Origin of the sequence: Pedobacter caeni (assembly GCF_900129215.1) — a bacterium.
Taxonomy (GTDB): Bacteria; Bacteroidota; Bacteroidia; order Sphingobacteriales; family Sphingobacteriaceae; genus Pedobacter; species Pedobacter caeni.
Genome location: NZ_FQUQ01000010.1, coordinates 53226 through 74838, shown reverse-complemented (window position 1 = coordinate 74838; position 21613 = coordinate 53226). Strand labels below are relative to the sequence as shown.

At 35.5% G+C, this 21613-nt stretch carries 20 protein-coding genes and 1 tRNA gene; 8 read left to right on the top strand and 13 right to left on the bottom strand.

Annotation, left to right across the window (positions count from 1 at the left end; translation table 11 throughout):
- Window positions 1–197: 197 nt before the first annotated feature.
- The 5 genes from BUC20_RS33050 to BUC20_RS33030 all read left to right on the top strand — a co-directional run bounded on the left by BUC20_RS33050 (window position 198) and on the right by BUC20_RS33030 (window position 3246).
- The gene (locus tag BUC20_RS33050) at window positions 198–794 is read left to right on the top strand and encodes a helix-turn-helix domain-containing protein (protein ID WP_073239040.1); all 597 of its coding nucleotides are present in this window, start codon (window positions 198–200) and stop codon (window positions 792–794) included.
- Between the two features lie 61 nt (window positions 795–855).
- The gene (locus tag BUC20_RS33045) at window positions 856–1551 is read left to right on the top strand and encodes a hypothetical protein (RefSeq protein WP_073239038.1); all 696 of its coding nucleotides are present in this window, start codon (window positions 856–858) and stop codon (window positions 1549–1551) included.
- Between the two features lie 101 nt (window positions 1552–1652).
- A tRNA-Thr gene (locus BUC20_RS33040) sits at window positions 1653–1725 on the top strand.
- Between the two features lie 212 nt (window positions 1726–1937).
- Window positions 1938–2282 (top strand): ISAon1 family transposase N-terminal region protein, encoded by a 345-nt coding sequence (locus BUC20_RS33035; RefSeq protein ID WP_200801119.1) that lies wholly within the window; start codon window positions 1938–1940, stop codon window positions 2280–2282.
- Window positions 2263–3246, top strand: a complete 984-nt coding sequence (locus tag BUC20_RS33030; RefSeq protein WP_073239034.1) for an ISAon1 family transposase — start codon at window positions 2263–2265, stop codon at window positions 3244–3246. Before BUC20_RS33035 ends, BUC20_RS33030 begins: the two co-directional genes overlap by 20 nt.
- A 292-nt stretch (window positions 3247–3538) precedes the next feature.
- Here the strand turns inward: BUC20_RS33030 and BUC20_RS33025 are convergent, their stop codons facing one another.
- On the bottom strand, window positions 3539–5155 hold the full coding sequence (locus BUC20_RS33025; protein ID WP_073239032.1) for a gliding motility protein RemB: 1617 nt from the start codon (window positions 5153–5155) through the stop codon (window positions 3539–3541).
- Window positions 5156–5163: 8 nt separating this feature from the next.
- Window positions 5164–7128, bottom strand: a complete 1965-nt coding sequence (locus tag BUC20_RS33020; RefSeq protein WP_073239030.1) for a polysaccharide biosynthesis protein — start codon at window positions 7126–7128, stop codon at window positions 5164–5166.
- A 306-nt stretch (window positions 7129–7434) separates the two neighbouring features.
- Here BUC20_RS33020 and BUC20_RS33015 point away from each other — a divergent pair, with 306 nt between their 5' ends.
- Entirely contained in the window at window positions 7435–8382 is a 948-nt protein-coding gene (locus BUC20_RS33015; protein ID WP_073239028.1) for an aldo/keto reductase, read from the top strand.
- A gap of 102 nt (window positions 8383–8484) precedes the next feature.
- On the opposite strand, the gene asnB is transcribed toward BUC20_RS33015, so the two are convergent.
- Window positions 8485–10242, bottom strand: a complete 1758-nt coding sequence (asnB, locus tag BUC20_RS33010) for an asparagine synthase (glutamine-hydrolyzing) (RefSeq protein WP_073239026.1) — start codon at window positions 10240–10242, stop codon at window positions 8485–8487.
- Between the two features lie 67 nt (window positions 10243–10309).
- Between asnB and BUC20_RS33005 the strand changes: the two genes are divergently transcribed.
- Window positions 10310–10921, top strand: a complete 612-nt coding sequence (locus BUC20_RS33005; RefSeq protein ID WP_073239023.1) for a sugar transferase — start codon at window positions 10310–10312, stop codon at window positions 10919–10921.
- Between the two features lie 4 nt (window positions 10922–10925).
- On the opposite strand, the gene BUC20_RS33000 is transcribed toward BUC20_RS33005, so the two are convergent.
- From BUC20_RS33000 to BUC20_RS32990, 3 genes are read right to left on the bottom strand one after another with little or no spacing between them, the layout of a single operon-like run.
- A complete protein-coding gene (locus BUC20_RS33000; protein WP_073239021.1) occupies window positions 10926–11741 on the bottom strand; it encodes an aldolase/citrate lyase/malate synthase family protein in 816 nt (271 codons plus the stop codon).
- A complete protein-coding gene (locus tag BUC20_RS32995) occupies window positions 11729–13003 on the bottom strand; it encodes a lipid II flippase MurJ (RefSeq protein ID WP_073239020.1) in 1275 nt (424 codons plus the stop codon). The genes BUC20_RS33000 and BUC20_RS32995 overlap by 13 nt, the downstream gene beginning before the upstream one ends.
- A 2-nt stretch (window positions 13004–13005) precedes the next feature.
- Entirely contained in the window at window positions 13006–14253 is a 1248-nt protein-coding gene (locus BUC20_RS32990) for a glycosyltransferase family protein (RefSeq protein ID WP_073239018.1), read from the bottom strand.
- A 119-nt stretch (window positions 14254–14372) separates the two neighbouring features.
- Between BUC20_RS32990 and BUC20_RS34495 the strand changes: the two genes are divergently transcribed.
- Window positions 14373–15449 (top strand): acyltransferase family protein, encoded by a 1077-nt coding sequence (locus BUC20_RS34495; protein WP_073239016.1) that lies wholly within the window; start codon window positions 14373–14375, stop codon window positions 15447–15449.
- 12 nt (window positions 15450–15461) lie between these two features.
- Here the strand turns inward: BUC20_RS34495 and BUC20_RS32980 are convergent, their stop codons facing one another.
- From BUC20_RS32980 to BUC20_RS32950, 7 genes are read right to left on the bottom strand one after another with little or no spacing between them, the layout of a single operon-like run.
- Window positions 15462–16433, bottom strand: coding sequence for a hypothetical protein (locus BUC20_RS32980; RefSeq protein WP_073239014.1), 972 nt, complete (start codon window positions 16431–16433; stop codon window positions 15462–15464).
- A gap of 6 nt (window positions 16434–16439) precedes the next feature.
- Window positions 16440–17675, bottom strand: a complete 1236-nt coding sequence (locus BUC20_RS32975) for an N-acetyl sugar amidotransferase (RefSeq protein WP_073239012.1) — start codon at window positions 17673–17675, stop codon at window positions 16440–16442.
- Complete coding sequence (gene hisH, locus BUC20_RS32970) at window positions 17675–18334, bottom strand: imidazole glycerol phosphate synthase subunit HisH (protein ID WP_073239099.1); 660 nt, start codon at window positions 18332–18334, stop codon at window positions 17675–17677. The genes BUC20_RS32975 and hisH overlap by 1 nt, the downstream gene beginning before the upstream one ends.
- Window positions 18331–19176 carry an imidazole glycerol phosphate synthase subunit HisF gene (gene hisF, locus BUC20_RS32965; protein ID WP_073239010.1) on the bottom strand — a complete coding sequence of 282 codons (846 nt, stop codon included), beginning with the start codon at window positions 19174–19176 and terminating at the stop codon, window positions 18331–18333. Before hisF ends, hisH begins: the two co-directional genes overlap by 4 nt.
- A gap of 58 nt (window positions 19177–19234) precedes the next feature.
- On the bottom strand, window positions 19235–19927 hold the full coding sequence (locus BUC20_RS32960) for an acylneuraminate cytidylyltransferase family protein (RefSeq protein WP_073239008.1): 693 nt from the start codon (window positions 19925–19927) through the stop codon (window positions 19235–19237).
- A 7-nt stretch (window positions 19928–19934) separates the two neighbouring features.
- Window positions 19935–20993: a nucleotidyltransferase family protein gene (locus BUC20_RS32955; RefSeq protein WP_073239006.1), complete on the bottom strand. Its 1059-nt coding sequence runs from the start codon at window positions 20991–20993 to the stop codon at window positions 19935–19937.
- 5 nt (window positions 20994–20998) lie between these two features.
- A complete protein-coding gene (locus tag BUC20_RS32950; RefSeq protein WP_073239004.1) occupies window positions 20999–21613 on the bottom strand; it encodes an acetyltransferase in 615 nt (204 codons plus the stop codon).

Below are 21613 nucleotides of genomic sequence, written 5' to 3'. Positions count from 1 at the left end.
TTAACCAATATATAAAAAATATTAGCCTTTAGTTTAGCTACCTTGTTATTATAATTTTCAACAATTCACCAATCGTTAAATTCTCATTAGGTAGCACCCTATAAAAGATTGGCTTACAGCACCAGTACGGTTTCTTTCTTTCGATTACACCAATATCTCAACTGAAAATAGTCTTTGCAAAGGCTATTTCTTGCGCAATGGCCAAAAAAGATAAAGATGGGCAGCCTTCGAAGGTAAAAGCTGCTGATTTAGAGACGATCAATAAAGTCAAAGAAGCCCGCGAAAAACAAGAGATTTCACACAGAACCCTCGAGAATAAAGCGGGACTTGCCAAAGGTTATATTTCAAATGCGGAAAATCCAAGATTAACCACGAAATATACGTTGGGACACCTGAATAAAATCGTCAAAGCCATTAATCAAACCGGAGAAGAACGGAATAAGCTTCCGGATCTTAATCTTCATGACCTCCTTCCTGAAAAACCGATTCTGTCCAGAAAGAAAACAACTAAGGTCATTAATCCAAGTGTAAAAGATATTGGTCCCAAAAATGCAATTCTTACCCTGATCACCAACGGATTCTTTGATAAAGGATTAGTAAACCTGGATGATATTGAGGCCAACTGTATCCGCCTGTTTGGAAAAAGTTTTATCCGTAAATCTCTGAGCCATCGATTAAATATCCTTTCTGATGAAGGGGTCCTCTCAAGACACAAAACCGGAGAACCAGATACCTACCATTATAGAAAAAACACCTCAAAAACACCTGCTTCTAAAGAAGAAGGTGGGATATAAATGGTCCTAAGTTTTACTATCGACGAAATAGTATGCATATTTAAGAAAATTTAATAGAAATATGCAGACCGTACTCATCTACAATGTTTACGCCATAGATCTGGAGATCATTTATAATATCTGGAGAAGAAGGGTAACCCTGGGCTTCTGGATTGCAGACATGGCTTTTCTCATGGATGAGGTTCCCCTGCATCTGAAAGAGATAGAAAACCCAACATTAAAGATTACCTCCAAGACCGTATTTAAAGATCTTGAGACCGGAATCTATTCCCTTCCACAACGAAGTATTCCGGTATATGATCTGGATCAGATCAATTTCGTACGTCATATTTTCCATGATCAGCCTTTATGGAGGATTTTACCTGCCAAAGCGCTCACTGAAGATGAAATTACAGTTAAGGTGACTTACACTAATAACAAAGGAAAACATCAGCTCCTGATTGAGAAAATAGGCTTTTATGGAGAATTGAAGAAGATGTATATTATGGATGAGGCTGTTGTTCCTAAAAATGCGGTTAAATTCATCACAGATACGGAGAAAGTTAAATCACTATTGCTCCCAATGGTCAATAGTCCCTATTTTGATACCCCAAAGCTTGCAGTAGAGATTTACAGGGATTTCATTGATTTACACCATGCTACACCACAGCCTGTAATACTTGGTGAAGCACTTGGCTTTTATACATCAAGACACAAGGGGCCAAAGTTGAAAAGATTAAAATCTAAAGGAGAATATACTACTTATGGAAGGGCTTAAATTATTTTAAAAAATAATTTGTGAGGAAGCAATATTTTTCTACTTTTGTGGCCTCACCAGAGCATCAGGCGGTATTTATCGCAATGATGATATTAATAAAAGCCTTCTTAGCTCAGCTGGTAGAGCAACTGACTTGTAATCAGTAGGTCATTGGTTCGATCCCGATAGAAGGCTCTTTGTTTTTTCTGCTCCTGCGCGCTCAATCTCATAAGATCATTAGAATAGCTTACATACAATGTTAGGTACATTATATGTAGTTGTACTTGCTGTTGGATCATCAATTAAACGATAAGAACGGATCAATGCCAAAAGTTGTGGAGCAAGCATTAAAAATATAGCTTTGTATTTTTATATAGTTTCAATTTATGCCATCAGCTGCTGCGTCATTGCTCAGATTATTTCTGCCAGATTTTATACTAGAGAATTTTGAATTCAAAGGAGTTATTGAAGATAGTGAGACTTTCCACATTGAACTCGAAGAACTGAATAGTCCTCCTTCGGAATGGGATAACATTAAAGTCTTGTCTAAAGGCTTTTTTCCTCAAATTGTGATTCAGGATTTCCCCATCCGCGGACATAAGGTGTTTTATCATATCAGAAGACGTAGATGGCTCAATACAGAGACCTCCAAGGTGATTTACCGGAATTGGAGTTTAGTAGAAAAAGGGACGCGAATGACAGGAGATTTCGCGGCTTTTTTAAAAGAAATCAATCGATACAGCCCCGAATAGTGTTGATACGATCAGTTCATTCTATGGCGTAAAAGCTAAGAACCTGCTTCGTCAGTACCGTGATTACCGAAGTGATTTTAAGAACTGGGACCAGAAATCACATGCAAAAAAATGGCTGTTATATCCGGAAAACCTGGGTGAACAGCTTTCTATTGATGAAACCAGTCTGTCTCATGGCGAACTCTATACCATCGTCACCAACAAAGCAGCTAAAGGCAAAAAAGGAGCTATAGTTGCCATTGTAGCAGGTACCAAAGCCGAAACAGTCATTTCAGTTCTGCACAGAATTCCGGAAAGAGCCAGGAAAAAAGTAACTGAAATTACCCTGGATATGGCAGGTAACATGGAGTTGATCTGCAAACGCTGTTTTCCTCAGGCAATCAGAGTAACCGATCGCTTTCATGTACAGAAATTAGCTACTGAGGCACTACAGGAGATGCGAATCAAATACAGATGGGAGGCTATGGATGCAGAAAATGAGGCCATAGAACAATCAAAAAGGACGGGTAATCCATTTCAGTCAGAAATACTTCACAATGGAGATACGATCAAACAGTTGTTAGCCCGTAGCAGATACGTATTGTATAAAAAACCTTCGGATTGGACGGCTAGTCAAAAGGATCGTGCTGAACTCTTATTTGGACGGTTCCCTGATCTTAAAACAGCTTACGGACTCAGTATAGGACTTAGCCAGTTATTTGAAAACACTAAAGATAAGGTGTTTGGACTAGCCAATCTGGCCAAATGGCATGAAAAGGTAAGACAAACAGGGTTCAAGGCCTTCAACACGATCGCCAGGTCTATACAAAATCACTATCAAACTATATTGAATTACTTTGATCATAGGTCTACTAATGCATCCGCTGAATCTTTCAATGCAAAAATAAAGGCATTCAGATCACAATTCAGAGGTGTCAAAAACATCGAATTCTTCCTATTCAGGTTAACTCAACTCTATGCTTAAAATCGAAAAAACATATCAGTGCTCCACAACTTTTGGCATTGATCCATAAGAACCTGAATAGTTATAATTCGTTTGAAAAGTATTGATATAACTCAAGTTCAGCTTGTTAGTAATGGAGTCCACATAAATAGAGCGATACTTATTCTTAACATTATTAATACTAGCAGTAGTAATATCCAATATGCTCTTATAGTTAAATAAAAATATTATTCATAAAATTTTAAAAACAAAACTAAAAAGTCCAATATTTTGAATATTGGACCTGATTTATCTTTATAATACATTATTAATATTAAAAATCCTGATATAAATTCCTAAAGGTACTACGTAATCCAAAAGTTATTAATCCAGTACTTTTAGAAATTGTATTACTTTCTTTTCTATATACCCCTCCCAATTCAATCCGAAGATTATACTTTGGGTTCAGCAGGTAAGAAACACGTCCTTCGGCAAAATATAAATTTGTCTCAATGCCTTGTCCAATGTTATTGCCATAATCGCTAACCCTTGTTCCATAAGGTTTAAAAATATCTTTTCCATAATTAGCTCCTTCCGGATCTAAACCATATCTCGCGTACATTAACTGCCCCTGGAAATCAAATCTCCTATAGGAATAGTTCATCATTCCCAGTACCTCTCTAAAATTAGCACCCAGTGGGTGAGCTAAAGGTTGATTCATTGCCGCATAATTCGACATACGATCAAAATGAGAATAAGTGTATGGTCTTGCGGTGTTAAATTCTGCCAAATAGTTTAATCCTTCGACTTTGAATAAATCAGACCCTCTAAATCCTACCTGTAATGCCCATTTATTTGCCCAATAACCTTTATTTCCAAAAAATTCTTTGGCAGTAAATTCGTCAATCATAAACTGACCATAAATGGTAGTTTTATCCAGCACTTCGTATTTGGTATTTATACCTAACCTCATTTTATCAGGGGATGAAGTATTTGATCCTTCAATCGGCCGAAGAAAGACAAAAGGATGTACGTAATTAAAATCAAACCCTCTTTTCCCTTCAACTTCAGCATCAGCCCAGGTAATTGCCTGGAAAAACCCAATAGAGAAACGTTTAGTTGCATTCCAATCTACGTAATGAATCGCAGCCCATTTACCTCTATCTCCCAATCTTTTATCATTGGTCAATTTAGGCGCACCTGGATCAAGCATATAGCCAAATATAGTCTGATAAGTCACCTGACCTAAGCTGGCTCTTATTCTAAAAAAGGAATAGTTTGCAGCGACATCCGACAGCAACATTGAGCGATATCCATCACCAATAAAGTTCTTATCATAGCCTAATGCAAAGTTTAAGTGTTTATTCGGAGTAAATGACAATAATGCGGTAACATAAGCCCAATCCTTAATGCGGTTACCAAGTTTTCCATTCATCTGACTGGGAACCACTTGCTTAGTATCGACAAACTCAGTAATATAATTAGCAAAAATAGCTTGGTTCTCAAACCCATTTGTATAAAAAGAAAACTTGTCTCCAACTTTTCCTCCTATCTGAAATCCTCTTGTATTTAGCCATGTCTGTTTTTTCTCACTGAATTCCCGACCTATTTGAAAATCAGGCAAAAAGTCGGCATAGACTTTAAAATCATCCCCATCAAAATTCAACAAATGCTCTTCCGTTATTTTTCTTCTGACCCATGACCGATGATTCAATGAATCTGTTCCTGCCTTCATCAAACTATCAAACCGGTTTTTCAATAAGGAGTCATCCTCATAGTATCCTTTAATAGAGGAATGAAATCGAGTATTCCTGTCATATACAGATTTATTTAGTTTCTGATAAAACTGGAAGGAATAGGGGATATTTATATTTGGTGTTTGGGCCTTTAGGCCAAAACACAGTGACACTAAGATTCCTAATGAAAAAGAGCTTCGTATTTTAAAATTCATAAAGGGGATTAACTATGGGGCTTATTAGGAATATCTTCTTCATGAGCAAAATCTAACTCCTCAAAGATTGAATTTTTACTTTTAAATTCAGGTACAATGATTTTCATCTGTTGAACAACTTTAGTAACATGGTCAGCACTTGCATACTTAAATAAGATGGTCAGTTGATCCTGTATATTATTGAAATCATACTCTCTTACTTTTCCGATCATTATTTTTTCATGATGAGTTGGCATTGTATTTTCATGATCATTAAGGAGCTCTTCAAATAATTTTTCTCCTGGACGGAGACCAGAATAAGAAATTTTTATATCCTCATTCGGGATTAAACCTGCAAGTCTGATCATTTTTTTTGCCAGTTCTACGATTTTGACTGATTTACCCATATCGAATACAAAAATCTCGCCTCCTTTGCCCATACACCCGGCTTCTAACACCAGCCGACATGCTTCCGGGATTGTCATGAAGTACCTTGTAATTTCAGGATGTGTAACAGTAACCGGACCTCCCTTTTCTATCTGCTGTTTAAACCTTGGAATAACAGATCCATTTGATCCCAGTACATTTCCAAAACGAGTCGTGATAAATTTGGTGATCGGTTTCACGTCTAACTCATTTATATAACTTAACCCGTTACTAAAAATATGATGTTTATCGTGTAGAGAATTGTTTAATGACTGTACATAAATCTCCGCAATTCTCTTAGAAGTTCCCATAACATTTGTTGGATTTACAGCCTTATCTGTAGAAATCATCACAAATTTTTGGACACCGTGTTTAACTGCTTTATCAGCGATAGTTTTAGTTCCAAAAACATTTGTTTTAATGGCTTCAGTTGGATTATCCTCCATCAAAGGGACATGTTTATATGCAGCAGCATGATAAACATAGTGAGGCTTATAAGTTTCAAAAAGAAATTCCATCCTTTTCTCGTCTTTTACATCGCCTATAAATGCATGAAAATTAGTATTAGCATGAGCTTCTTCCAACTCCAGATAAATATTATGTAAAGCAGTTTCGCTCTGATCACAAAGTATGATTAATCCAGTTTCAAATTTGAGAAGTTGCCTAACTACTTCACTCCCAATTGACCCCGCTGCCCCTGTAATAAGAATCCGTTTATCCTTAAGTTGGTTTTGAATACCATCTATATCAATTTGAATAGTTTTTCTATTCAAAAGATCTTCAATGTTTAAGTTCTGAATCTGCGCGGTAGTAACAGGTCCTTTTGCCCATACTTCAGGTGAGGGGATATTCAGGATCTTAACATCGTTTTCGAGACAAATATCTACAATCTGATTTTTTCGGTCAGGTGGAATAGAAAATGAGGCAAAAATAATTTCATCGACTTCATGCTTTAATATGAGGTGTTCAAGTTGACTAGCATCCAGAATCCTAACGCCGTCAATGGTTTTGCCAACTTTGCGCAAGTCGTCATCCACAAACGCAATAATTGTTTTATTTACCTTGGCATCATGATCAAATGTCCTTTTAGTTGCCACTCCAGCTTCACCAGCAGCGTAAATAATAACTCTTATCTTGTCTAGTTTAGCGTTCTTTAAGTACATAAAAAAATACTTTACTATTACTCTGTAGGTTATTAACAACAAAAAGCTAAACAGTGTATAAATTACAATGGCAACGTTACTGATTACTGGTACTCCTGAAACAACAATGATTATGGCATTCGTAAAGAAAAGGACCAATGAGCTTAGAATTACAGAAAAAAGTATTCTAAAGGAATCCTGAGCAGAAGTATATCTAACTATACCTGCAAAAGTCTTCACACTATAAAAAACCAATGAATTAACCGCGATCACCAATAATACTGACTTGTAAAAGGATATAAAATTTATCCTGTCAATTATAAAATTATGCTGTAATATAACCGCAAATAATAGAGCAAATAGGCTTAAACATATATCAATTGTAAAAATAATCCATCGAGAAACAATTTCAAGTTTAGTAAACATAGGGTTATATTAAAAACGTTCGTCAAATTTAACAATAATTAAACCAAAATATGACCAATAAAATTTTAGCACCGCTCTGATAATAATTTCCCATTCAATTATTTAAGACAGAAAGCTTGTTGTTAAAATCCTTTACAGTGATAAGCAATAATGATGCCCAAATGACACAAAAACGAATTAACGAAGAAACCAAACTCCTTTCCTGCTTCCATCCTTAACTGATTAAAACATCGGAATTCATTATTATTATATTTGTATATACTTACCTTAGAGTCGCAGTTATATTAAAAATTTGATCAATAAGTAATGAGGAGTAAGCTTGGAAATACGGGCCTGAGTGTCAGTAAAATTGCATTGGGAGGAAATGTATTCGGATGGACAGTAGATAAAGAAACATCTTTTAAAATACTAGACTACCTTGAAGATCTTGGTGGAAATTTTATAGATACAGCAGATGTATATTCGACCTGGAAGGCAGGTAATACTGGTGGAGAATCTGAAAAAATCATAGGTAGCTGGCAAAAGAGCCGGGGAAACAGAGATTCCTTAGTGATAGCAACGAAAGTTGGAGGCATTATGGATAACAATAACCGGGGACTATCAAAACAATATATTATCAAAGCGGCAGAGGCATCATTAAGACGTTTAAAAACAGACTATATAGATTTATACCAATCTCATTACGATGATGCCACTACGCCAATAGAAGAGACATTAGAAGCATATCAACAACTGATTAAAGAGGGGAAAGTCAGGTATATAGGAGCATCAAATATTTCCCCTCAAAGATTTCTTCTATCCTTAAAAATGTCCACAGACAACACCTTGCCAAGTTACGACACCCTTCAACCTGAGTACAATCTATATGACAGACAGTACTATGAGACTGCATTTGAACAAGATTGCATCAGAAATAAAATTGGTGTGATCACCTACTTTTCTCTTGCATCTGGGTTTCTGACTGGGAAATACAGAAATGTCTTGGATCTCAAAAAAAGTGAACGAGGCAAAAGAGTTCAAAAATATTTAAATGAGCGTGGACATAATATATTAAATGCACTTGATCATATCGCAATTGAGCTAAACTCAAAACCTTCCACAATAGCCATTTCATGGCTATTGTCAAAACCGAGCATAACAGCAGCCATTGTAAGTGCAACCAACTTAACTCAACTTCAGGAGCTTTTCAAAGCGGCTGATCTAAAACTAATGGATGATCATATAGAAACACTTAATTCAGCCAGCTCGTATTAATAAATTGAACTAGATGAACCATTAAGTCAAACCATATATAAATGAGCAATCCGATCTTTGAAGTAAAATCGGATTGCTCATTTATATATTTATCTCATCAGTTTAATCTACAAATTGTCTGAACCAGATTTCTAAATTCACTATAGCTCTCAACTCTCTGGTGTAATTTTTTTCTCCCGAAATATGTTCATTAACCATCTGAATAATCAGATCCTGCTTAAATATCTCTCTGGAGACAAAACGTTCATCGGACAAGGTTTCAATCAAATAACCGCTTAGTTTTGTTTTGAACCACTCTCCTACCGGGACAGTGAACATCTGTTTTTTTCGATAGACATGATCTTCTGAAAAATGTTTCAAAGCCAGCTTTTTCAAAATATACTTCGTGTCATTGTTTTTCAATTTCATGTTTCCTGGAACACGCATCATCATTTCAAAAAAGCGATAGTCTAAGAAAGGGCTTCTCGTCTCCAATGAATTAGCCATAGCCATTTTATCTGGTTTCACCAAATTATTGCCCGGCAATAACTGAACTGTATCAAAATATAAAGCTTGATTTATGTTATCCTTATTTGATGATTTAGATATGACAGTAGAAAAAAGATTAAAAGCTCCTTCGGGATTAATTTTTTCTTTGAATGCAGTGGTATAAAGGTCGTTGATAAATCCACCCTCTCTAAAAAGCGAAATCGAATCAAAGAAAGCTTTGGATGAAACATCATATTTCTCTAAAGACAGGTACTTTGTATAACCTGCAAACAGCTCATCTCCCCCATCGCCAGTCAGCACTAACTTATGATCCTTGGCAGCAAATTCAGAAACGATAAAAGTTGGAATAAAAGAGATATCACCATGTGGCTGATCATTGAACCAGGTTGTTTTCGCCCATAATTCAACTATATCTGCCTCCAGAATCTTTTCATGATAATTCAGACCATATTTATTCGTGATGTATTTTGCATAATCTGATTCATCAAATTCCTTTTCTTTAAATCCTATAGTATAAGTATTGAATGGCTTACCTGTAATTTGATGCATATATGCACAGATCAAACTCGAATCTAATCCACCACTTAAAAAGGCCCCAACCGGCACATCACTCCTCAATCTTATTTTAGTAGCATCAAGCAATAACTCGTCTATATCTTTTAAATATTCTTCGTCGGAACAAACGAGATCTTCCTTAGAGTTTTCCAGCTTCCAATACTGCGTCTTGGCTATTGAATAGTCCCCAAGATCAATTTCATAGAAATAACCTGGTTGAACATGACTGACATATTTAAAAATAGTCTCAGGAATAGGGACATAATTGTAGACTAAAAAATTATGAATTGCCTGATCGTTAATGGTATTATCGAAACCCTGATACTTTGTAAAAGTCTTGATCTCAGACGAGAAAAGAACAGTATCGTCTTTCTGATAAATATAAAGAGGTTTTACGCCCAAACGATCTCTATATAAGGAAATTTTGTTTTTAATTTTATCAATTATAGCAATCGCGAACATGCCGTTTAGCTTATTCACAAAATCGGCACCATATGCCTGGTAAGCGACCAACAAAACCTCCGTATCAGAATTGCTTTTGAAAGCATAACCCAGATCAATCAGCTCCTGCTTAAGTTCTATGTAATTATATATTTCGCCATTTTGAACAAGAGCTATGTTTTCATCATCTGAAATGAACGGTTGATGCCCGCTTTCAATGTCAATTATAGAAAGTCTTGTGTTTAAGATAAAAGCGTTTTCTACTTTATAAAACCCATGATCATCAGGTCCACGATGTTGAATTGTTTTCACAAAACTATCTATCACTGATGAATCAAATCCGTTCTTGCAAACTAATCCTGCTATTCCGCACATATTTTTTATATATATTTGCGAATATACAAGTTTATGATACTATACATATAGTTTTTACTTTTTTTGAATGATTTTATTTTTTGATAAATTAATAGCTTTTTTCGCGCTCATCCTTCTTTCGCCTGTTCTACTTATCGTTGCAATATTTATTATTATTGACTCGAAGGGGCCCATTTTCTTCAGGCAGGTGAGGGTAGGCAGAGATCTCAAAATTTTCAGAATATATAAGTTCAGATCCATGACCCACAGCCCATCCAGATTTACCGGAGAGGTCTCGGAAAATTTAAGTACTGAGGAAAAGCAAAAGCTTCGAGAAAATTTTCAGACAACGGGCACAAATGATAACCGAATTACCAAAATCGGAAAGTTCATCCGAAAGACCAGTCTTGATGAGCTCCCTCAGATCCTGAATGTTCTATCCGGAGATATGAGTATTGTAGGACCAAGACCAGACACCCCGGTTCAGGAAGTCGATTATAAACCTGAGCAATGGAAACAAAGGCACGAGGTCAGGCCGGGAATCACTGGTTTAGCTCAGGTAAGTGGAAGAAGTAACATCACGTTTGAAGATAGAATAAACGCCGACTTGGAGTATGTTAAGAATAAGTCTTTCTTATTATATCTAAGAATAATTTTCCTTACATTTTATCAGGTTATATCAAACAAAGGGACTAATTAAAAGCTCAGCCAGAGGTTTTAATTTTTTTCTCAACGAGATTATTTACAGCTCGGACAAAATCAGCATGAGCCTCTCTAAAATAGGTTTCATTTTGTTTTAAAAGAAAGGCTTCAAAAGCTCTTAATCTCTTAACCTCTTCCCCAATTCCATCCAGGTTATTATTAAATGAATTCGTCATTGATCTGGAAAGAATTGCCATTGACGAGCCCAACCTTACATGTTCTGAAAGTATAGATTTACCTGGTATAAGTCCTCCTTCCAGATTTGCAATTCCACCTATCCCAAATTTCAGTCCTTTTTCTTCAATTTTTTTTACCAGATAATCAACAACTCCAGTAGATATTAACTCAAACATAAAATTCAAACCCATTCCCAGATGGAGATCATTTAATCCAATATGAATCTCTTCTATTCCTTTAAGTGCAAGAATATTGTCTATCCGGCAAAATGCTTCAGGTGTTTCTAAAAGCAAAGTTGTACCAACTCGTCCATCTACAATCGCTAAAAAATGTTCTACTTCAAAATGTGATTTGAAAAAAGGCAGCATAATTATATCTGCGCCCCTGCCAATAATTTCATTAATCTCTGAAGAGGAGTGTTCATGAATGGGATTACATCTAACAAGAAGCTTACTTTGCTGCAGTTCTTTTTTGATAGGATCGATATCTTCAATCTGATGATGCTGACTAATCACGGTGTCTAAATGTCCTTGTCTTTCAATTTTTCCGATAATCTCTAAATCAAGGAATATACGATCAACCCCCATCTCATCGAATGCCCTTGCTCTTTCCGGTTTGTTTTCTATAATTAAGAACTCCATTTCTCTTTTTCTCCCTTTAAACTTAGATACAACATTACTAATCCAACCACCAATTGAATCATCCCTATCAGGGATGTACTATATGGAATATAAACAACATCCATTTCATTAATTAAAATAACAGAATTAAACGCCAGCTTCATCAACACCAATAAAATAGACAAATAAAGTACCGCTTTAAAGTTTTTTATAGCATATAACGAATTTATAACTATAGCATTTGCACCTGACATTACGAGCATAGGAACATAACCCATTGTGACCTTACTTATCTCCCTCATATTAGATTCATTAAGTCCTGCAATACCATAAAAGACATGTACAATTAGGTCATTAAAAATGACAAATATTAAGGCAGTAAAAAGCCCAAGAGCAGATGTTATTCCCAGTATTTCCTTAAACTTACGGATGAACTCCTTTATCTTATGTGTAGTATATAACCTCACAAAGGTAGGAAATGATGTAACCGCCATTGAAGTGAGATACACAGATACAGGGAGTAAATAAATTTTTTCCGAGTATGAAAGAATAGAAAGAGAACCACCGGAAAATCTGGACGCAAACACTTTATCAATCAATGGATTAATAAAAAGTATTCCATTACTTACAATTGAAAGCAATAACATTTTATATGAAAAAGAGGCTCCTGTTTTAACCTTTTTGATTTTTCTTAATTGTAAGCCCTCAAACTTACTATTAAAAACAATCGATCCTAACCGAACGATTGAGGCGACAATTACTCCACAGGCCAGCACATACAACTGCTTTGATAACAATAAAAAAAGTATGATCACACCATTAAAAATAAGCGTTCCCAATGATGGTATAAGAAATTTGTCTTTATGATTTAAGTAGGGAACAAAAACTGCTGTAATTGCATTTGGAATTACAGAAACTAATGAAATAGTGATTAGTAAAAAGGTATCTAACTGATAGATAGAACCCAATACAACAATCAGTATAACAAGAAAAACAGAGGTCAGGAGCAATATCCTTCTAATAGAATAATAAATAACGGCCTCCACTTCGTCTTCAAACTGAACAATAAGCGGAAGAATGATAGCGCCAACAGTTGTAACAGATAACAAATTATTTATAAAATCCGGAATGGTTAAAAGCAATATAATTTTATCAGAAGTGGCTGAAATATGATGTGTACTTGCTATTACAATTTCCCTTATATATCCACTTACCCGTCCTAATAATATTCCTATAGAATATATAATACTTGTGTTAAGCAGTAGTTTTTTTATACGCTCCACTCTTATTCTGTCAGCTTTTTAATCAAAATCTTTATTTTGTTGACAGCGCCTTTTTCAAAAAAACTCGTTAGCTCAACCACCTTTCTATCCTCCATATTTTCGATTAGATTGTTCCTTAACTCAACAAGATCTGAAGAATAAATAAAGGGATCTTTACTAAGTTCAGGCCAGTGATATAATTCGTCTGGATTTTGATTAAAAGTAAAAGACTTCTTATTAGACACAACAGATTGTACAACAATTGTAGAGCTATAGGAGAGCACATAATCTGATATAGCAATAGCCTCATAAATGCTTAACTCAGGGCAAACATTATAATGAGGTTTATCAGCGATAAACTTTATATAATTATCTGCATGGTCAGACGGATGAGGGCGCAGAATAATCTGAATTCCAAATTTCTCAGCAACTTCATCCAGAATCGCAAAAATCGAATTATTCATTTCTGTTCCATCCAGCTCTGCCTTAATGGAAAGATCTTCGTTAAAGACATAGTTTCTCGTCGGCCCAAAAAGTAAGATTTTTTTCCCGGATAAACCTCGGTTTCTTTTTATGCCTTCAATATCCAGTGAGTTAATGGTTTCTATCGTTTCATCCAGAATAGGTTGTCCATATGGATAGAATTTGGACTCAATATTACCTCTTGATCTGAGTTTTTCCGATACCGATTGATTCATGACTACGATATGATCTGCAGATGGTACAGGATAGTCATCACCGAAAAGATCCAGGATCTGAAGACTTTGTATGCCAAGGTCTTTTGCCGCCTTTAAGGCAGCTGATTCGAATCGGGGAGATGTGGTGGTAATCACCAAATCTGGTTTTATTTCACTAAAGATAGTGGTTAATACATTGTATGGATAAAAAGCCTGACGTTTTCGTTTCCTATAAATCTCGGCTGCAGTTTTTTCATCCGTCTGCAGGACCAGATCATAATATGAAAGCCCAAGATAAAACATGGATTCAAATTTGGATAAACCAATATTTGGGTTATAATTTTCAGTTAACAGACTAGATCCATACCCTAAAATCTTATCAATGTCCTTATCAAAAATTGAAGCAAACTTACTGAGTGGACAAAAAACAGCTTCATCGTATTTTTTTTTGATGAATGGAATTGCACCATTTAACGGAAGTATCAATACCTCCACTCCATCATCATTAATAAGACCTTCAGCAATCTTATCCAAAATAGTAATATGCCCCCCTCCGTAACCTACGAATAATACCTTCTTCTTAATAACACCCATTAACGTAACTTATATACTTACGGGGGATAAAAGTAATAAAAAGTTAGCATACGACTATCAACATTATTCATACCTTATTATTTATTATGTTTGCAAACTAAACAAAAATCAATTATTAAATGGATTCCAAAACTAGAATATACTCACTGGATTACCTAAGAGGACTAATGGCTTCTTCAATTATGATATTCCATTTTTGCACATGGCAGATAGGTGAATTTTCCTCTTCACATATCTTGGGGAAATTAGGTATATACGGTGTATCCATCTTTTATATTTTAAGTGGTCTCACGCTCTATAAGGTATATTATAAAAAATTTAACGCGCCTACGTTGGCAATAGATGTTAAGCACTTTTTTATTAAGAGGGTTTTCAGAATAATACCTCTGTTATCGCTGGTGAGTATCATTACATTCTTTGCAGGCAAGCACCACGACATCGAAAGGTTATTATTAAATATAACCGGTTTATTTGGGTTTATCGCGCCAGAAAAATATGTAGCGGTGGGTGCCTGGTCAATTGGGAATGAGTTAGTCTTCTACGCCTTCTTTCCCATAGTTATCATATTATTGAAAAGACATATAAAATTATTCTTTCTTTTCTGTGCGCTCATGATGGTGTTGTCTCTCATATTTAGTGCTTACTTATTAAACCCGGCGAGCCCTCTCGGGGAACCAAATCAATGGAAATTGTATGTTAACCCGTTTAATCAGTTTTATTTATTTCTTTCGGGAATTATAATTGGTTATCTGATAGATCAATCAAAATTTGCCTTTTTAAAGACTTTAGAGACCAGGACCCAGAGTTTTCTTATTATAATTGTAGTCTTTATTCTTGTCGTAATCCCGGTAAGCGGGGGAGAAATAATGCTTGTTACAGGGTACAATAGAATTATATTTTCCATTCTTAGTATCCTTCTATCTGGATTATTTTATGTTTATAGAGGAAGTTTTGGTAGCTTAATCAATGGTTTTTTAAAATTAACAGGAGATATCTCTTATTCCATATATCTGTTACATCCTTTGTGTTTCTTTTTTTTGCAAAGGCTTCTGAAAATTAATTCTATGTGGATTATACCGGTATCAATCATCTTAACCTATATATCCAGTTACCTGATATATAGATTTTTCGAAAGTGTTTTTGTTAAGCTTGGCAATAGATTGTGTTCAAAACAAACAGACAAACAATTAATTTAAGGATTGGAATTTTTAAGAAGCTTCTACAGGAATCAGAGGCTTTGCTTCCTTCCCAATTCTGAGGTTATTGATTACAAATAGAATAAAACAATACTGGTAGGAAATAAAGCCCATTCCTTCAAACCAGAATATAATTAACATAGGAATAAAGAACCCCAGGTATTTATTCTTAACAGCCTCTTTGCTTGCAATCATTAATGCTAACATGACTCCAATGAAATAGAGAATAGCATATGCAACAGCTCGTGCGTATTGTCCTGTTTGAAGGCTAACAATCAAGGTACCACGAACCAGAAGACCCCAAATGGCGTTCAGCCCTGTATAGGACTGACCATCATCCGAAAAGCCACTGGCGCCTTCAGAAACTCCTTCATATTTATTTTGTAAAGCAACACCTATCCCAAGAACAATAAATACGGAAAGGATCTTGAACAGCAAAGGATATGTTTTTGTCAGTGATTTCCTATAAAAAAACAAGATCATAAAATAACACAATAGAGTTCCAGAGCTTAGCAATGCGAAAAGCAGAGACAAAATCAATAAATAAAGTTTCTTCCTTTCTCCAAAAAGAAAAACATAAAAATAAGCGAAGGAAGTCGCAGCCAGTGTGATCCTTATGGAAAAGAAAAAGGGAAGTATTAATATAAATAATGGTAAAAAATTGTTCTTTTTAACTCTGGAGTTGAAAGATAAAACAGGGAGTAGTATTATTGCTAGCAATAGAGCATTATAATAATTAGGAAGCTCTGACAACCAAACAAAGAAAAAAGGGTATACTGAGACAAATCGTACATAATGCATGTAACCAAGACCTTCGATTCCAGAATCAGCATTGGAAATGAAATTGATCTGAGAAAAAAAACCATCTTCCATCAGATCCGCACCAAACAAGTTGAGTTTAAAAAAAAATGATGCTACAATAAAAAAGAGAATACCTATCACAATAAAGAAGTAATTCCTCAGTATATAAACAGGTATTCTCATGTTAGTCTAGTCCTCAATGCCAGTACCAGCTACATTATGTCTTAATTTCCAATCGCCTTTTTCATCCTTACCCCATAGGTGAGGAGAGCGGAACCTGTCAGCCAATTCATTGCGGAAGTAATCAGGATCAATGTCAAGATATTCCATGATTTCGTTAAAATAGCGATCAGGAAACTCTCCATCGAATCGTTTGACTAAAGCAACCCCTTCTTCTCTTGTAATATGACTGTTTCTGATTTCCTGGGCAGCATCATAAGTAGCTCTACCTATTCCGAACTTAGTATAAGTAGTGAAGTAGTGTAGATCATCAATTTTGTCATCGATACTATTATACTTACTGTAAGTCCCTTGAGTTCTAAAAGGGCGTGCCTTAAATCCAGTATTTTCCACTGCATAATAATATACTTCCTGAGGAGTCCATTTAAGGTAATAGCCTAAGTAATGGATTTCTACGTTAGATTTCTCCAATTCAGTGGCATCCGCCGGAAGAAAAGATAATAAATCGTTCAACGGAACATTATATTTTTCTCTGAGTTCACGAATAGAAACCCCTCCAAGAAAAATTTCATCCAGATTTTTATAACTATAATATGATTTGTCTCTTAAAGATGTTGCATTGTCTGCAATTGGATTTCCATACTCAGCTTCGTTTTCTCCATAAAAAATCAATGGAATACCGTAACGTGCAGCAATTTTTGGTGCCAGGTTCTTCTGCCCAAGGATGAAGGTCTGAAATGGATGATATAAATTTTCAATAGATAGCTTGGTTAATAATTTCATGACCTTACCATTTCGATTGAAAGAGATGTTATCGAAACCGGAGTCCAGCCAGTTGTGAAAATTCTTATAGCCATAATCTGTATACAAGATCGGAGGCCAGGTACATGTCAACGGATTCATTCCGTACTTGTATTTTAAGACATGGGCCTGATAAGCACTGTCTTTTCCACCACTTCCAGGTACAAGACAATCATAACTACCGTCCTTACTTCTATGCTTGTCCAAGAGCTGAAGTAGTTCTTCTTCTCTTTTATGCCAATCGATTCTTTCTTTTGCTTCAGCAGTTCTACAAGCATCACAAACCCCATGTTCATCAAAGTTCATGGTCGTTTTTTTACTATCTTTAGTATGCTTAAATTCTATTGTTGATGCAGGACGTTGATTAGACATCACACATTTCTTACAGAACTTAACTTCTTGCGGAAGACCATAGTAAGCTTCCAATTGTTTTTTATCCTCCATTATATTAAATTATTTAGGGTGGCCCAATTTTTATATATTGATAATCCTTTAAGTGTACTTTTCTCTGGATGAAACTGAGTTGCAAAGATATTATCTTTACTGATAGCTGAACAATATTCTATCCCATCATAGTTTGTTTTTGTTAAGATATCCATATCATTTGATGGGTCTACATAATAGGAATGAACAAAGTACATAAATTCGTTATTCACTACATCCATTAATGGTGTATCGCTCCACTTCTTTTCAAATTCATAAATTGAATTCCAGGCGATTTGCGGAACCTTTACCTTTCTATCATCCAGATCTGCAGGAAACTTCCTAATAGTACCAGGAACGAGATCCAGCCCCTCTCCTGTGCCGAATTCCTCACTTTTAGTGAACAGCAGCTGGAGGCCAAGGCAGATTCCAAATATCGGTTTTTTTTCTGCAGCAGCCTTTTTTATCGTTTCAATAAGGTTTAGATCTGCCAAATTATCCATAGCCTCTATGAATGCACCTACTCCAGGTAAGATCAAAGCATCAGCATTCTCTATATCTTCTGCTTTTGAACTAATTATTGCATTGATCCCAACAGTATCACAAGCCTGCTTTACACTAAACAAATTGCCTAAGTGATAATCTATAATGGTTACTTTTTTTAAATTATTATTTATCATATCCTGCATTCTATTCCATTGTCAATTAAACATTGTTTCACCTCTGCAATCTTACAGTCCTGAAAAGTGTGATAACTTCTTTTTTGTTTTAAAAATTCAGAATTTCCCTCGTTACTATGAACGGATGAAGAATTTTCTTTGATAAAGTGGTAGTGTAATAAAGACGATATTGCAACAGCGTCTGCACCAGCTTTTGTAATTACTTCTGAGACATGGTTTTTATTACCAGCTCCCCCATGAGCAATTACCGGGATAGTTACCAAAGCACTAATTCGCGAAACAAGATCAAGATCAAATCCTTCTCCCGTTCCTTCTCTATCCACCGAGGTAATTACCAGTTCTCCGGCTCCAAGATCATTGACTTTTTGAGCCCATTCAAAAACATCTACGCCGGTATGCTCTCTTCCATTGTCAGTATAAGCCAGATATTGACCATTGCTTTCTTTAATGGCTTCAATAGCAACAACAATAGTTGATGAACCAAACATCCTTGAAGCCTCCCTGATCAGCTCAGGATTATTAATAACAGCCGTATTTAAGCAAACCTTATCCGCACCTGCTCTGAGTACTTCTTTAATGTCGGAGATCGATCTGAGACCACCGCCAACAGTGATTGGAATAAATATACTTTTGGCAGTTTCAGAAATAATATCATGTAAACTATTTCTTTCATACAAAGAAGCCACCACATCCATGAACATCAGTTCATCAGCACCATTCTCATAATAATATTTAGCAAAATCCGCAGGTTTTCCTAAAACTCTCAGACCTTCCATATGGATGCCTTTTACAAGGTTGGGCCCCTTAATATCCAACCGGGGTATAATTCTTATTGTTTTCATTTCAATGTCTTATGAAACCTCTCCCAAATGGGTAAAACGGCTTTATTAATAGCTTATATTAAAAATTTATATAACCTTGACTAATCATGGTTTCGCAAATGGACCAATCCAAAGGCGTGTCAATATCCACGGAGTACTTTTCTTCCATAAGGTATTTCCTTACCCGTTTAAATTGATTTATTGGATTCTGATACAAAGAGTTCACATTAATCAAATATAGAGATCCATTATAAAAATAAACGGAAGGACATTCTTGTCTTGTTTTATAATCCCCATCCTTTGATTTTTCCAGGAGTCCATCTTTATTTTCTTCAAATAAAGTAAAATATGGATTCTGATGTGATTTACCAACAGAAACTACCATGTCCAGATTTTCATGATACAAATCCAATACTTCTAAAAAATGATTGCGAAGACGGAATGGAGATGTAGGTTGTACAATCATAACCGTATCATAGACTACATTCTTTTGTTTATAAAAATCTAAAGCATGCAATAAGACTTCATATGTTCCCGATTTGTCATCAGAAAGATACTCAGGTCTTTTAAAAGGCACTTCCAGGTTATAATTATTCACTACCTCAATAATTTCATCACTATCTGTCGATACACAGATATCGGATTCATCAGCAACTTCCCGAACACGATCAATGCTATATTGAATCAATGGTTTTCCGGCTAAGGGTTTGATATTCTTCTTTGGTATTCCTTTAGACCCTCCCCTGGCAGGAATTATATATAAAGTCTTCATAATAACCTTAAAAATTAATATGTTTAATGTCTTCCTGCGCTTTTGTGTAATCCTGATGTTTTCCAATGTCAAGCCAGTAACTCAACAAGGGGTAATGGGCTAAACAATATGTTTTATCTGAAATAATCTTATCCATTAAATCAGTGGCGTTAAAAAAAGTTCCTTTTTCAAACCAGGTCTTCAAACTAAATTTAAGAATATAAATCCCACCATTCGAATAGTAGATATAGCTGGGCTTCTCAGTAAATGCCGATACCCTATGTTCATTCGTTTCTAACACAGCATACGGAATATTCACATGGTAGGGAATACTGGCCAAAGCCATAGTGGCTTCATGCTGTTTATAATAGCTATAAAAATCTTCGTAATCTATATTTGTGAGAATATCGGAATTCAGAACGAGTATATCTTCATATTCTATTTCATTAATTAAAGCCAAAGCTCCTAAAGTTCCCAGCGCATCTGTTTCCTCAATATACCTAATATTAACTCCTTTTGAACTTCCATCTCCAAAATAATCGATAATCTGATCTTTCAGATACTTTACACTAATATAGATATCTTTGATTCCGAATGAAATCAGGCGATCAATATTGTGCTCAATAATTGGTTTATCTCCTACTTTTAGCATAGGTTTTGGGGTATTTGTGGTTAGCGGTTTTAAACGTTCTCCCTTACCCCCAGCCATAATTAAAGCAGCCAATGGAAGCACAGTCTTAATGTGCTTTAGATCAAGTATTTCTAACAGTCTAAAATCTTCATCAATCAAAGGAATCAGATTTATTTCAGCTTTTTTATACGCTTTGATCTCCTCTATATTGTTTTTCGTTTGCTTTAAATATTTGAAATTTGGATTCATAAACAAATGAATGGGCTGAGAAATTTCCAATCCGTTCAAAAGCCCTCTCCGAATATCTCCGTCAGTTAATGACCCAACCAACTTACTGTCAGTCTCAATAACAAAAAGAACTGCATCAACTTTGCTAAGACCTTCAATATAAGCCAATGCTTCCCGGGCTGACGCTTCCTTACTGATGATATAGCTACCTATATTTTTATCACTCATAACTGTTAAATAACTCTAATTGGATTACCCACAACCGTCAAACTGTCTTCCACATCATTAAGTACAACTGAACCTGCTCCAATAGTTACGTTGGAACCAATCTTTACACCTTGCTTTATAACTGTATTAGCCCCGATAAAACTATTTTCACCAATATACACATTACCGCAAATTACTACTCCAGGTGCAATATGAACATAATCACCTATTTTACACTCATGTTCAACAACAGATCCTGTATTACAGATTACACCAGTTCCAAGCTCTGCGCATGCATTAATTTTGGCTCCGACACTCAACATTACTCCTTTCCCAATAACAGACTTCTTAGACAGGTAAGCTAAAGGGTGAATAGCGTTAACGATTTCGATGTTCTCACTAATGAGAAACTCTATGATTTTCCTTCTGATTTTATTTTCACCAATTGCAACAAAGCAAGCTTTATTCCTAAGTGATTCTAAGGCTGCTCTTTCAGGCCCTAAAAAAATCAGGTCAAAAGGATTATCTTGTTTTTCATTGCCATCACAATAGAATTTGGCGGGTGTACCACATTCTGATAGAATATCAGCGATCACGTATGCATGACCAGAATACCCCATTAAAACAATCTCTTTTTCCAT